Below are 14,125 nucleotides of genomic sequence, written 5' to 3'. Positions count from 1 at the left end.
TATTTTCATTTGAAATCGTAACGTCCCACATGCCCAAAAGTTTTATTCTTGTCGCACTGGTCGTCGTGTCAGCCGGTTGCAATCCCTTTAATCAGGAACAAATTACGACCTTATCGTGTTATGAAGGTCAGCCGGCATTTTCACCGAACGGCGATGTGATGGCATTTGTCACTACGCAAACCGGCGATCGGCACATCTGGCTTTACGATTTGGGCGAACGTATTACGATCCCCGTAACCGTCAATGAAGGTGTTGATGAGCATCCGTCGTTTGCACCTGACGGAGAGCGCATCATTTTCACGTCACGTCTCAACGGACAAAACGACTTGTGGATTGTCTCTCCCAATGATGAATTGATTCAGGTTACCAAAACGGATTCGGTTGACGAAATTTTTCCGGTGTATTCGCCCGATGGCATGTATATTTGGTATATAGCCATAAGCAAATCGGCGGTCGACGGCGGATATGCCATCCATCGAACCGAAGCCCGTAATTTTTCCAAATCAGAAGTTATTTATCGCAGCCGCGGGCCATTGGAAAAAATTACTGTCGCTAAAGACAAAATTGTGTTTGGTGAAAAAAACGAAGCATCGTGGGTTTTAATGCGTTTGGATCCCGCGACAGGGTCCGTCGCACGATGGAGTGACGGATATCGTGATGTGCGTCATGCAGCGCTTTCTCCGGATGGCAAGCATTTGTTCTTTTCTTCCGATACCAACGGCTATGCGCAGATTTTTTTTACACGTGCCGATACGTTCAATCCGGTGCTGATCAGCGGCGAATCCAAACATTTGGATTTTCCGGCGTGGACGCCAGACGGGCATGCGATGGCCTATCAGGCAGAGACCTCGTATGATATTCGCCGTATCGAAGTCAAAACACAAATGGAACAAATGCTGATCGAGACCAATGGCGATGATCGTTCTCCGGTCATGTTGGCGGATGGCAAAACACTGTTATATGTGAGCAATGCGGAAGGCCGCTACGCGCTGTATGCGCGTAATCTGAGCGCCAATAAAGCAATTCGCATCGCCTATTGGCCGGATGCCGATGTGACCGAATGCGACTTACGAAATGACGGCAGGGCCGCGGTGGTTTCCGTGGTTCGCGGCGGGTTATCCACGCTGTATGAAATGCCCATCACGCAAGCCAATCTGATCGAGGAGTATGCGGCCGGAAAATCAGCCTACGCTTTATTTCAAGACAGCGTACACCGCTATGCAGCGCATTATGCTATAGACGGCAAAGCGATCACATATGTTTCCCTAAAAGGCGGCAGTCCCGATATTTGGGTGTACGATACCGCGACCAAAAAAGAGAAACAGTTGACCATAGATATGCGAACCGAAGCGAACCCCGTTTTTTCAAACGATGGCGCGTATATTTATTTTGACGCCGATTGGGCCGGTCGCTGGAGCATTTGGCGCGTGCCTGTTTCCGGAGGAATGCCTTCACCTGTGACGCGCGATAAAACGCCCTACGGCTCCGATCGGGAACCGAGTTGGTCACCCGACGGCCAATGGCTTGCCATCACGCGTACGTGGTATGACGATGCGGATATTTGGCTTTATAAAACCGACGAAGGAGAAAAAACGTCGCGTACTTTGTCCAAAGACAATAACCATCAAGAACGTCGCGGTCGATGGACGCATGACGGAAAATATATGATCTACGAGTCAGGTGGGAACACCGACATCTGGATGCAAAGTGTGGCTAAACTTTTGGAAGCAACGAAATAAATCATCAGCCTGTGTGTATAAGGAGTGCAGTATGCCCGTGATAGGATCACCGGCCGGTCAGTGGAACCCGGAAAAGTATCAGAAGAATCGTAGCTTTATGGAACGTTTGCTGAATGCCCTTCGTCAAGATGGCGAGGCGATCAAACGCGGCGGCGGTCAAAAAAATATTGATAAACAGCATGAAAAAGGACGGCTCACGGCCCGTGAGCGTATTGTTAAACTTTTGGATCCAAATGCCCATTTCATGGAACTGGGGCTTTTTGCGGCTTACGAAATGTATACTGATTTTGGCGGTTGCCCGTCGGCGGGTTGTGTGTCAGGCATAGGTTTGATTCACGGCAAAGAAACTGTCATCGTTGCACATGATGCGACAGTCAAAGCCGGAGCGCATTTTGAAATGACGGTCAAAAAAACATTACGCGCGCAGGAAATTGCGATGAAAAATTTTCTGCCGATCGTGTATCTCGTGGATTCCGCCGGTGTATTCCTTCCGCTTCAGGATCAGGTTTTTCCCGATGAAAATCACTTTGGTCGCATTTTTTATAACAACGCCCGCATGAGTGCGATGGGCATTACGCAAGTAGCGGCCGTGATGGGGCCGTGCGTCGCAGGCGGCGCCTACCTGCCCGTAATGTGCGACAAATTTATCATGGTGCAGGGTGCGAGCTTGTTTCTCGCCGGGCCTGCGCTAGTCAAAGCGGCCATCGGGCAGGTGATCGATGCGGAAACTTTAGGCGGAGCGACCACGCACAACGCGATCAGCGGTACGGCGGATTATCATGAGCCCAATGATGACGCCGCATTGGACCGAATTCGGGATATCTTGAGCAAAATAGCCGAGCGCCCCAAAGCCAATTTCAACAAAATCGCTGCCGTTGCACCCCAATGGGCGATGGATGAAATCGCAGGTATTTTACCCGAAGGTCTAGGTCAATATGATGTGCGTGAAATCATTGCACGTCTGATTGACGGATCGGATTTCAACGAATACAAAGCGACTTACGGCAAAACCGTTGTCTGCGGGACGGCACGCGTCGGCGGTTATGCGGTCGGATTTGTGGCCAATCAAAAACTGGTCCAACGCACGGTCAAAGGCGAAATGCAAATGGGCGGCGTGATGTACAATGAAGCGGCGGACAAAGCGGCGCGATTTGTGATGAATTGTAATCAGGACGGCATACCGCTGATTTTTATGCATGATGTAAATGGTTTTATGGTAGGCCGCGATGCGGAATATGCGGGCATTGCCAAAGACGGCGCGAAGCTTGTAAATGCCGTAGCCAACTCCGTAGTGCCAAAAATTACGATCGTGATCGGCGGAAGTTATGGTGCAGGGAACTATGCCATGTGCGGAAAAGCATACGATCCGCGGTTTATTTTTACATGGCCTACAGCGAATATTTCCGTGATGGGCGGAGCACAAGCCGCATCAACGATTACAGAAATCCGATTGGCCGGTAAACAAGTCAGCGAAGAAGAGAAGAAAAAGCTTTACGAAGAAATTCGTTCCAATTATGAAAAACAGGGCAATCCGCGTTATGCGGCGGCACGTCTCTGGGTTGATGCGATCATCGAACCTACAGAGACACGTGACACGTTGATTCGATGTTTAGATGCGGCCAGCAATAATCCCAATGTACCGCCCCCTAATTTTGGTGTATTACAAGTTTAAGCTTAAGATATAATGTCATAACAACGGAGGTACGCATGATCTATCGTTTAAGTCTTTCGGGGTTGTTTCTGCTTGTGGGTATTTTTTCTCTTTCAGCACAAGTGACATTTTCATTGGATGGAACAGTCAAAGATCTCTACACGGGGCGTCCTATGCCATCGGTCAATGTGTACGTTCAGGAAATTCAAAAAGGCACTCTCACAGACACAGCCGGTTATTTTGCAATCAAAGATCTTAAGAAAGGCTATTACACACTTGTACTCACGCGTGTAGGCTATAAGCGTGTGACGCGCAAAGTGCAGCTTTTCAAGGATATTAACTTTCCCATTAAGATGGAGGAGCAAGCGATCGTTTTCGAAGCGCAGGAGATCACGCCCGGCGTGACGGAAATGTCCATAGATGAAGGGGCATCATCGACGGTAACAACACAGGAAATTATGAATTCTGTACAAGTTTTCAGTAAAGATGTTTACCGTACATTACAGACGGTTCCCGGTATTTCTAATAGTGAGTGGAGTTCTAAGCCGCACGTCAAAGGCGGTAATCCGGATGAGACGGCGGTTATTATTGATAATCTCGAAATTCGTGAACCATTTCATCTTGAAGAAATTGACGGACCTTACAGTGTTATAAGTTCCGATCTTGTGAAAAGCATGAAGGTTCTAACCGGAGGTTTTGCGCCGAAATACAGTGATCGTATGTCCGGTGTTCTTTTTATTAACACCGTAGACCAGATTCAGGATGACTCGATTAAGGCGACCATAGATTTTAGCAATGCTTCGGCAGCCATTCATCAGCGCATTAATGATCGGACCAATGTTTTCATCAGTGGCCGCAGAAGTTACCTTTTTCTTCTTGAGAATGCGATTGACAATAATTTTCCTGCTATAGTATGGGACTTTTGGTCCAAAGTAGACTACAAAGCAGACTCCAAAAACAAACTATCGCTAAATTATATGGTATTAAGTGATAAAATATCATATAAAAAAGACTCTAAAATTATTCGAAACGAGTTTTTTAAAAGCAATAAGACTAATTATTACACATGGTTAAATTGGTATCACTACACGAATGATGATCGTTTCTTTTCGACAACTGTCGGTTACCAACATTTGGATAAAGCCGCATCCTTTTCTTTTGATGGCAGTTTTACTGACGACAACCGCGATACACGTAGTACACACTTGATTACGGCCAAGCAAGATCATTTTTGGAAACTAAACAAGAAAAATATCGTCGAATTTGGAGGTGAGTTTAATCAGTTCTGGAGTGATTACTATTACCGTGAATTCAGATTAGACCCGACAGAAACTACGCCTATCGTCGTATCAACCGACATCATTTTTGTTGACAGCAAGTTTTCAGGATATACAGGGGCCGGTTATCTTCAAAACACACATAAGTTTACGGATAGGACCTCCTTTCTTATAGGGGTGAGGGGTTCTACGCAAAGTTATAGCACGGGATTTCAAATTTCCCCGCGTGCGGCGCTAAGCCACGATATAACCGAAGCCATGACCTTGCGTTTTGCTTATGGATGGTATTACCAGCCTGATAACTTTCAAAAATTACGAACCTATGACAATCAACACCTTCCAAACAAAAAGCCTGAAAAAAGTATTCATTACATTGCATCTTTGTTATATCAATACGATGATAATACAAGCATGACCTTAGACGGGTATTATAAAGATTATCCGGTTTTATTCGATGATTTTACATTTGATTTTTCAAATCGCATCGAAGGTGTAGGGGTTGTGGATAAGCCGTATCAAACTCGAACAGGATTTGCAACCGGAATTGATCTGCTAATCAAGCATAAGTACAAGACGCAAAACTTAGTAAGCATTGCCTATTCACTGGGCACGAGCCACATACGAGATGAGAATGATTTTGAGACGTATCGTGACCTCGATCGAACGCATATGCTAACAGTAAATAATATTATTGACTTGGGGAAAATGGTGAACTTTTCCGGAATGTTTAGAGTGCGCAGTGGAGATCCTTATACGCCGAGTAATGTAAAAATCATAGGTGATGGCACAGTGGAAAACAGTAAGGTCTATTATCAAACGCAAACGAAGAATAGCGGCCGTCTTCCGACTTTTTACACGGTTGATCTGCGCATTGACAAAAAATGGGTGACAGGGCAGATGAATTTCGTTGCGTATGGGAGTATAATCAACATTACGGATCATAAAAATGTTCGACAGCGCGCATGGAAACGCCATGTAAAAAGCGATGGTACGCTTGCACCTTTTACGGTCGAAGATCAGGAGTATTTTCCTAGATTCTTTTCGCTTGGAATTAGCATGGAGTTTAGTTTACCACGCACGAAGTAAGGAGAACGACAATGAAGAATCATATAATAATAGGAATGATTATAACGATCATATTGTCCTGTGAGGAAGTAAAGACAATCCAAAAAGAGACAATGATTGATTTTGGTAAAGACGAATATGCCGTATCCTCTACTGCAACTTTTGACGGAGGCATGGTTATCGGCGGAACGACAACGAGTATCCGAGACAATCAAGAGATGCTATTTATGAAGTTTGATAAAGATAATCGTAGGCTGTGGGCAAAAACTATTGGTGGACATACGATTGATAAATGTTATGACGTGATGGAATTGAAAGATCGATCTATAGTAGCCATTGGGAGCGTGGAATATTCGGCTTTTAATACGGACATGTTGGTAGTGAAGATGAATGAAAGAGGTGAAGTGTTGTGGTCAAGAACATTTGGGGGGCGGAATACGGACGAGGGTCGGGCGCTGGCGCAGGCGGAGGATGGTGCGATCATGGCGCTCGGAACAACGTTAAGTTTTGGAGCGGGAGGAGGAGATATGTTTTTAGTTAAAATAGGCCAAGACGGAAGCCTGATTTGGCAACGGACGATAGGTCAGGTTTATGCGGATGCGGGGCGTGATATACAAGCGTTGGCCAATGGAGGATACATAATAGCCGGAAACCGCTCTGACGGTCAAACACCTTATCAGGCATCACTTACTCAGATAACTTCAGATGGAGAAGAAGTGTGGAGTAGAGTTTATGCGGCCGGATCTGTATCTGAGGCACGAAGCGTGATCGTATTACCGGATGGCGGTTTTATTTTTGCCGGGCGAGCTCGTGTTAGTACTGTGGTGGGCTCGACGTCAACGTTCGCTGTTAAGACCAATGCTATCGGAGATGTGAGTTGGGCGCAGAATTATTACACAAGCAAAAATAATGAAAGTAGTTGTATAGTTGCGATTAATGATAACGCAGCGTTGATAGGCGGATTCATTGATACAAGAGTTCGAATGACACAGGCTTTTTCAGTAATCGTAAAGATAGAAGATGGTTCAGAAATGGATATGAACACGTATAATGACAGTACCTACAGCCTAGGTTATTCGATCGTACGACGTGATAATGTCTTTGATTTGATAGGTGGTGCAATTCCGAAAGGCACGGCCGTTGGTGCCGATAAACTTAATGTCGTAATTAATAGAGTTAAATTACCGACTGATGTATTAAGTAAATAAAAGTTGATAGTATTGCTTCGCTTTCAACGTCAATATGTGTAGCCGATTTGGCGTAAAAAGTTGATTCATAATTATTGATAATAATTGCTATAACAGCATTTGCTCAATGATAAATTAAAATCGCTTGTTGAAAGCGCAGTGTGTATGGTTGGTGGGGAAGCGTTGTAATTATTATACTATATACATGCTCATGTACATGATTTGGAGATATAATTTGAATCTATCAACAAGAAATAGCGTGTATCTTTTTTGATTAATTCGTGTTTTGACGTGCTTGAGTTAATGCATATTTAATAGATTCCTAAATTCTTCTGCCGTCGCTGTCGGTGCCTCACAATGAAAATCGCGGCATACATAGGCTTTAGCATTATCTGAATTGTTCGGATAATTTTTATACTGAGGTGACAAATCATCCCACGCATCCGATGATTTGATGATTAAAGTTTTGTTCGCATGGTATGTGTGATGTGCCAAAGTTGACATAGCCTGAAATATAGCGTTGCCTTTTGTTCCCGTGATAATGATCTCCATCGGCGCTTGGTGCAGTCGATCCCATCCGCTCAAAAATTGTGCATACGCCATAGGCATGCGATGAATGGTATCGGCGAATGATAAACCGATACGTTCTGCTTTTTCGGCTAAAGCCGGTTCGTGCAGCAAGCGGCTCATACGGTACAGATTGGATAGCATTACGGAGTTACCGGAAGGTATTGCGCCGTCGTATAGTTCTTTAGCACGGCGGATCAAGGATTCACCGTATTGCGAGGTAAAATAAAATCCGCCGTTGTCGCGATCTTCAAATTCATCAATCACGATAGTTGTTAATCGTCGCGCTTCTTTTAGAAATTGTACTTCGCCCGTAGTTTCCACAAGTTCAATCAATCCCCATATCCAAAACGCGTAGTCGTCCAAATGAGCCGGTAATCCGGATTCACCCAGACGATGACGTTTATACAGGTGACCATCCTTCGTCATCATACGCGTGCGGATAAAATGTTCGGCACGCATCGCGGCATGTACATAGGTTGCGTCGTCAAAAACCTGAGCGGCCTTGCATAATGCGGCAACCATCAAGCCATTCCAATCCGTAAGAATCTTATCGTCTTTTAAAGGCCGCGTGCGACGTGAGCGTACTTCAAGCAGTTTTTTTCGCATTAGGTTTAGTTGTTCACGCAATGCATGTTCAGTAATTCCGGTTTCGGTCGAGATCTCTGACCATTCTTTGGTCAAAAATATGATGTTCGACCCATTGGGCTCGCGTGTGGCTTCATCATAATAATTACCATCTCGATCCAGGTTATATACCTTTGCAAATAATTCAGCGTCTTTAGTTCCAAGTATGGTCTCGATTTCACTGAACGTCCATAAATAAAATTTTCCCTCTTCACCCTCGCTGTCGGCATCTTCGGCCGAATAAAATCCGCCGTCCGGCGCTTCCATGTCGCGTAGTACATACTCCAAAATATTCTGTGCTGTTTCTTTAAATCGAGCATATCCGGTCACTTGATAGGCTTCGGTGTAGGCGATAGCCGTTAAAGCCTGATCGTAGAGCATTTTTTCAAAATGCGGTAAAAACCATCGTGCATCGGTGGAGTAGCGGTGAAATCCAAATCCGATATGATCATAAATACCACCCCATCGCATAGCGTCCAATGTTCGTACGACCATTTGGAGGACGTCCGCATCATGCGTGGTATGATAATATCGTAGTAAAAAAGATATGTTATGTGGTGTGGGAAATTTGGGCGCATTTCCGAAACCTGCATAACGCTGATCAAATTGGTTTTTAAACATCTCCACCGCTTCCGACACGATCACCGTACGTAAGGGCTTAGGCTCGCTTGCTTCGGCTTTTGATACAGATTCAACGATTTGACGGGCATTGGTCAAAACATCGTCTTTACGGTGCAGCCACGCGTCGTTGATAGCTTTGATCAGATCATTCATGCCGATGCGGCCGTGCCGGCTGCGTTTGGGAAAGTACGTTCCGGTAAAAAAAGGTTTTTTATCCCATGTCATCAGTACCGTCATCGGCCATCCGCCATGACCTGTCATGGCTTGCGTGACGGCCATATAGACATGGTCAATGTCGGGCCTTTCTTCGCGATCTACTTTGACGCAGATAAACGATGCGTTCATCGCTGAGGCAATTTCGGCATCTTCAAACGATTCATGTTCCATTACATGGCACCAGTGGCATGTCGCATAACCGATGGATAAAAAAACAGGCTTATCTTCGGCGCGTGCTGTTTCAAACGCTTCGTCACACCATGACCACCACTTTACAGGATTACGTGCGTGTTGGAGCAGGTAGGGGCTTTTTTCAAAAATTAGCCGGTTATATTCAGTGCCACCGTCCGGGGGCAGTTGGGATAATTCTTCGTTTGTAAGTACAGGCAGCATAGTGATGAAGTAAAAAAATAAAGGTCAAACGTAGTCGTTTGACCTTTTGTGCTATAATTATATGAAATGTTTATTTCAACCAACGTGCGAACCAATCGCGCACTTCTTTGTTCCAATAAATGGAATTTTGCGGCTGCAAAATCCAGTGGTTTTCATTGGGATAGTACACGAGACGCGCGGGAACGCCTTTACCCGTAAGTACACCGTATATTTCAATACCCTGAGTGACGACGACGCGATAATCTTTTTCGCCATGAATAATCAACATAGGTGTTGAAAAATTATGAGCAAAAAAAGCCGGGCTCCAACGGTTGATTTGTTCGTAACGACCGGCCCAAGGTGATCCGTCATAATTGATAACACGATCAAAAGTCACATCGGAGGCAAATTGGCCCATCAGGTTATATACGCCGGCATGGCTGATGAGGCATTTGAAGCGATTGGTATGGCCGGCAATCCAATTGACTAGATATCCGCCGTAACTTCCGCCGCTGGCCGCCATACGTGTGCTGTCGAGAAAGCTGTATTTTTGCAGCAAATAATCCGTACCGCGCATAATGTCGGTAAATGGCTTATCTCCGTGTGCACCGACGATGGATTTCATAAAGGATTTACCGAAACCGGTCGAGCCGTGAAAATTGATCAAAGCTACGACATAACCCGGCGCGGCAAAGGCATGCGCGTTCCAGCGGTAACTCCAGTCATCGCCAAAGGCACCATGGGGGCCGCCGTGAATCATATGAACCAGAGGATATTTTTTGTTCGGATCAAAATTTGGAGGGTAAACTACGTACATCTGGACATCGTCATTGTCCGCGCCTTTGAAAGTGAGCGATTCCGTTTTACCGAAATCCAAAGAATCCAAAAGCGATTTGTTAAACGACGTTACCGCTCCGGCTTTTTTGGTTTTGAAATTATATTCCCAGATTTCAGCAGGGGATGAAATACTTGTGCGTAAGAACCAAAGTTTGTCGGCGCCCACATTCATATTGGCCATGCCGCCTTCGGTGAATATTTTTTCAATTTTCTGGTTTTGCGTATTGTAGTTATATACGGACGTACGCCCCATGTCTTCCGCTACAAAGTACCAGTCTTTTTTATTATCGGACTCCGTGTAGGAACCGAAACTGCGATCCATTTTATCGGTTATGACTTTATGTTCTTTTGATGTCAGATCATAGCGGACGACATGGCTCAGATCGGGATGATTTTTCTCAAACGAACGGCTATACCACAACGATTTACCGTCTTTGGAAAAAACCGCACCGCCGTCATCATCGAGATTATCTGCCGTGATATTAACGGCCGAAGCGTATTCGCCGACCTTAAAGAGAAAAACATCGCTGTTGAGCTGTGCGTAGGGAGGATGAGAACTATTACGGGTAAAAGTTATCCATTGACCGTCCGGGCTGATATCGTAATCCAAAGAGCCATCGGAACTGACCAACGCATTGAGCCCCGGTGTGAGGTCTTTGCGTTCTTTAGTTTCGATGTGATAACTGTATAAATGCGGGACATAACCGTCTGTCAGCCATGTATCCCAATAACGGAAAAAACGATTTTCAGACACTTTAGCCGACATTTTGGAATCTTTGCGTTCTTTCAAATTTTTTTTCATCCCGTCAAAATCATTTTCATACGCGGGCAATATCGTACTCACGAAAGCAATGCGTTTTCCGTCAGGAAAAAATTTCGGAGCGGCGGCTCCCATCGGCATCTCTGTGATCAAGGAGGCTTCGCCGCCGTCAATGTCTATCTGATGAAGTTGGGCGTAATCGCCTTCACGTTTGGAAATAAAAGCTATCGTTCGACTGTTGGGGTGCCATGCAGGCGAGTTGTCGCTGCCGACATTGGTTGTAAGGCGTTTTGTTTTTCCTGTGGCCAATTCGATCAAATACAGATCTGAATTACCTTTGTTTTCTTTCACATTGTAGTCTGTGACAACAAAACAACCATATCTATTATCGGGCGACACGGTGAAACCCGACAGACGCTTAAATGCCCATAAGTCGTCGGCAGTAATTGGGCGTTTACCTTGCGCCTTTAGCGTGTATCCAAATAACAAAAAAATACTGATCATCAAATAATAGCGACGTACTTGAGGCATGGTAAGCTCCTTTGATTATCGTGGGCTAGGGATAAAATGACCCGACAACATATCCATTCCGTAACTTTTATGCAACTACATAGATATTGAAAATGGAAGGCAAAAGAAGTACAATAATAGCGGATTTTGTGATGTATTACTCTTGTTTGGATTTTAAAAATGTCAAACCCTCTGCTATGGGTGTGGGAAGCCGTCCAGAAAAAAGCCGCACGGGTACTTGCCGAAAGACTCAATCGGGATCTTATCAGTTATCACTTACGTACACGCAATAACATGGAAAACCTTAAGCGAGCACTGAAGCCCGGTGATGTTATTTTGGTTGAAGGTAATAAATTGATTAGCCGTGTTATTATGGCCGTGACCCATTCGACATGGAGTCATTGTGCGCTTTATGTGGGTGACGGGAAGATCATTGATCCGTTGCCGTCAACGGGAACGGTAGTCAATCCGGTTGAGGCGCTTGCGCACCTCAATATTCGAGTTTGCCGCCCTTTCGGATTGAGCGGTGAGGCCATAGACAAAGTAGTTTCTTTTGCCATGTCACATGTCGGGCGGGGTTACGATCACATCAATATCAGTAACCTACTTTTCAGTTTTTTTAAAAAGAAAGTGGATTATACTGAGTTTTTAGGGGATATTTCCGGTTCCAATGAAGTATGCTCCGGCCTGATCGCTGAAGCGTACAATCAGGTGGGATTTCCTGTTTTGCCGGGAGTTAATTTTTCACAAATCGTACCCGGTGATTACGATTTGAGTCCCAATTTTGAGATCATTAAGTTTAATAAAATTTATTTTAATAAAAACGAATCTCTTGTAGCGCGCGAATGGCATGGCTGAAGGGCTGGGGATTTTTAAGAGGAGTTTTGGGTTATGAAATGGTTGAAATACGGCATGATTTTTTTGGCCGCATCGCTTTCTCTTTTTGCGAAAGATGATTTGGACGACGTGATTGAGAATGCCAGTAAACGGGTTATTCGCAGGCTTCGTGATCGCATGAAAGATCCCACGACACCGGTGCGTATCGGCGTCTTTAATTTTGAACGACTCGATACGTATGAAAGCTTGACGTACCATGTTTTTGAAAATTATGTGAACGATCAAATTGTTTTGACGCTGATGAAAAATCGGGGAAAACTACAGTTTGAAGTGGTCGAACGCAATTCGCTCGAAAAAGTGATTCGCGAACAGGATTTCGGCGCATCGGATTATGTGAATCAAGATCAATCGGTGCAAGTCGGCCGGCTACTCAACGCCAATGTTATCATTGTAGGTACGTATCAACCTTTGAAAGAATACATACTCGTTAACACCAAACTCGTGGATGTGGAAACAGGGAGTATTCTCGATGTCATGAGCTACGAAATGGAAATTGATGCCCGTGTGGATAATCTTTTGGGTATTGGCGATGAAAAATTGCGTCGGGAAGAAGAAAAGCGCCGTCAAAGAGATTATGAAAAGTCCCTGGCCAAATCCAAAGACAAGTTTTTCGGAGGAGGCATGTCCGGTTACTATTCTTGGACATCGGGAAAACCTACATTTAAAAATTTTATGGCTACGGTTGACTTTGGTTTATTTTTTCGCCGCATTATCGCCAAAGCCGGGTATAGTAAATATACACGCGAAGTGGATGGCCACTACATGACCTTTGGTGGCGATTTCAAAGTTTATGATTATTTACGCTTCGGTTACTTGCGCGGCATCTCTTTGAAAAAAGATGAAACTATCGCCGATAACCTTACCGGTCAATCCTCATCGGCAAGTATTTTTTATTGGACACCGATCGAAGGTGACGGCGTAAGTTTTTCGATCCTACGGTCTACGGTCAAAGGCAATAAACTTTGGGGACTCGGACTGAGTTTTTATTAAAAAACGACAGCTTCATTTTAATTTTTAAATTATAAATAAAATCAGCTTTCTTGCGCGGTGTTTGTTCTCCGCACTGCGCAGTTTAAGTTTCCGCTATACTACAATATTACCGTACTTCGTTTTTTGCACTTCTGTGTTTTAGTTTATGTTCATCAGCATAAAATGAATTTATGACTCGTTCTAACCTTGATATACGACGTGCTACGCTACCCGGCGGTTCGCGGCTGTTGATCAATGCCGATCATCGTTTACCGATATGTACCGTGATGGTTTGGTTTGAAGTCGGCAGCCGCACCGAAAAAAATGGCCAGTCGGGCATATCGCATTATCTGGAACACTGCTATTCGATGGGTACGAACCGCTTTAAACCGCGTGAAAATTCGTGGATTATTCAAAGGCTGGGCGGTACTAAAAATGCTTTTACTTCGCATGATTATACGGCGTATTACAGTCAGGTGCCTTTTTCGGCTATGGAAATGGTAATAGATATGGAAGCCGATCGGTTTTATAATCTTGCGCTTCCGGAAAACATGGTAACGTCGGAGAAAGAAGTCATCAAAGAAGAAAAACGCTTACGCTACGAAGATGCGCCGATGGGTAAATTGTATGAACATGTACTTGATCTTGCGTATGAAAACCATCCGTATAAAAATTTAGTGATCGGTTCATGGGATGATCTTGATCGTATCGGTCGCGATGATTTGATGGCGTATTACCGACAGCAATATGTATCAAATAAAATGACGCTCGTGATTTCCGGGGATGGCGATCCGGATGCATGGCAAGTTATGGCCGAACGATACTTTGGT

9 protein-coding genes are annotated in these 14,125 nt (G+C 44.7%); 7 read left to right on the top strand and 2 right to left on the bottom strand.

Annotated elements, in window-relative coordinates; translation table 11 throughout:
- Positions 1-29: 29 nt before the first annotated feature.
- The 4 genes from HUU58_13245 (at position 30) to HUU58_13230 (ending at position 6,940) form a co-directional block, all read left to right on the top strand.
- Complete coding sequence (locus HUU58_13245) at positions 30-1,739, top strand: PD40 domain-containing protein (protein NUN46637.1); 1,710 nt, start codon at positions 30-32, stop codon at positions 1,737-1,739.
- 97 nt (positions 1,740-1,836) lie between these two features.
- Positions 1,837-3,411, top strand: a complete 1,575-nt coding sequence (locus HUU58_13240; protein NUN46636.1) for an acyl-CoA carboxylase subunit beta — start codon at positions 1,837-1,839, stop codon at positions 3,409-3,411.
- 35 nt (positions 3,412-3,446) lie between these two features.
- Positions 3,447-5,753 carry a TonB-dependent receptor gene (locus HUU58_13235; GenBank protein ID NUN46635.1) on the top strand — a complete coding sequence of 769 codons (2,307 nt, stop codon included), beginning with the start codon at positions 3,447-3,449 and terminating at the stop codon, positions 5,751-5,753.
- Positions 5,754-5,764: 11 nt separating this feature from the next.
- Positions 5,765-6,940, top strand: a complete 1,176-nt coding sequence (locus HUU58_13230; GenBank protein ID NUN46634.1) for a hypothetical protein — start codon at positions 5,765-5,767, stop codon at positions 6,938-6,940.
- Between the two features lie 279 nt (positions 6,941-7,219).
- On the opposite strand, the gene HUU58_13225 is transcribed toward HUU58_13230, so the two are convergent.
- Positions 7,220-9,343: a thioredoxin domain-containing protein gene (locus HUU58_13225; GenBank protein NUN46633.1), complete on the bottom strand. Its 2,124-nt coding sequence runs from the start codon at positions 9,341-9,343 to the stop codon at positions 7,220-7,222.
- Between the two features lie 70 nt (positions 9,344-9,413).
- Positions 9,414-11,450 carry a S9 family peptidase gene (locus HUU58_13220; protein NUN46632.1) on the bottom strand — a complete coding sequence of 679 codons (2,037 nt, stop codon included), beginning with the start codon at positions 11,448-11,450 and terminating at the stop codon, positions 9,414-9,416.
- Between the two features lie 159 nt (positions 11,451-11,609).
- On the opposite strand from HUU58_13220, the gene HUU58_13215 reads away from it, so the two are divergent.
- The 3 genes from HUU58_13215 to HUU58_13205 all read left to right on the top strand — a co-directional run.
- Complete coding sequence (locus HUU58_13215) at positions 11,610-12,287, top strand: hypothetical protein (protein NUN46631.1); 678 nt, start codon at positions 11,610-11,612, stop codon at positions 12,285-12,287.
- A 33-nt stretch (positions 12,288-12,320) separates the two neighbouring features.
- A complete protein-coding gene (locus HUU58_13210) occupies positions 12,321-13,316 on the top strand; it encodes a hypothetical protein (protein ID NUN46630.1) in 996 nt (331 codons plus the stop codon).
- Positions 13,317-13,486: 170 nt separating this feature from the next.
- Positions 13,487-14,125, top strand: a 639-nt coding sequence (locus tag HUU58_13205) for an insulinase family protein (GenBank protein ID NUN46629.1), incomplete at its 3' end; no start/stop codon positions are given.

Source organism: bacterium (assembly GCA_013360215.1).
In the GTDB taxonomy this organism is placed as follows: Bacteria; CLD3; CLD3; order SB21; family SB21; genus JABWCP01.
The sequence above is the reverse complement of the archived record's forward strand: the minus strand, read 5'-3'. Positions and strand labels throughout refer to the sequence as shown.

Coding starts and splice junctions, on each gene's coding strand:
- HUU58_13245 (NUN46637.1), top strand. CDS start 30: ATGCCCAAAAGTTTTATTCTTGTCGCACTGGTCGTCGTGTCAGCCGGT.
- HUU58_13240 (NUN46636.1), top strand. CDS start 1,837: ATGGAACGTTTGCTGAATGCCCTTCGTCAAGATGGCGAGGCGATCAAA.
- HUU58_13235 (NUN46635.1), top strand. CDS start 3,447: ATGATCTATCGTTTAAGTCTTTCGGGGTTGTTTCTGCTTGTGGGTATT.
- HUU58_13230 (NUN46634.1), top strand. CDS start 5,765: ATGAAGAATCATATAATAATAGGAATGATTATAACGATCATATTGTCC.
- HUU58_13225 (NUN46633.1), bottom strand. CDS start 9,343: ATGCTGCCTGTACTTACAAACGAAGAATTATCCCAACTGCCCCCGGAC.
- HUU58_13220 (NUN46632.1), bottom strand. CDS start 11,450: ATGCCTCAAGTACGTCGCTATTATTTGATGATCAGTATTTTTTTGTTA.
- HUU58_13215 (NUN46631.1), top strand. CDS start 11,610: ATGTCAAACCCTCTGCTATGGGTGTGGGAAGCCGTCCAGAAAAAAGCC.
- HUU58_13210 (NUN46630.1), top strand. CDS start 12,321: ATGAAATGGTTGAAATACGGCATGATTTTTTTGGCCGCATCGCTTTCT.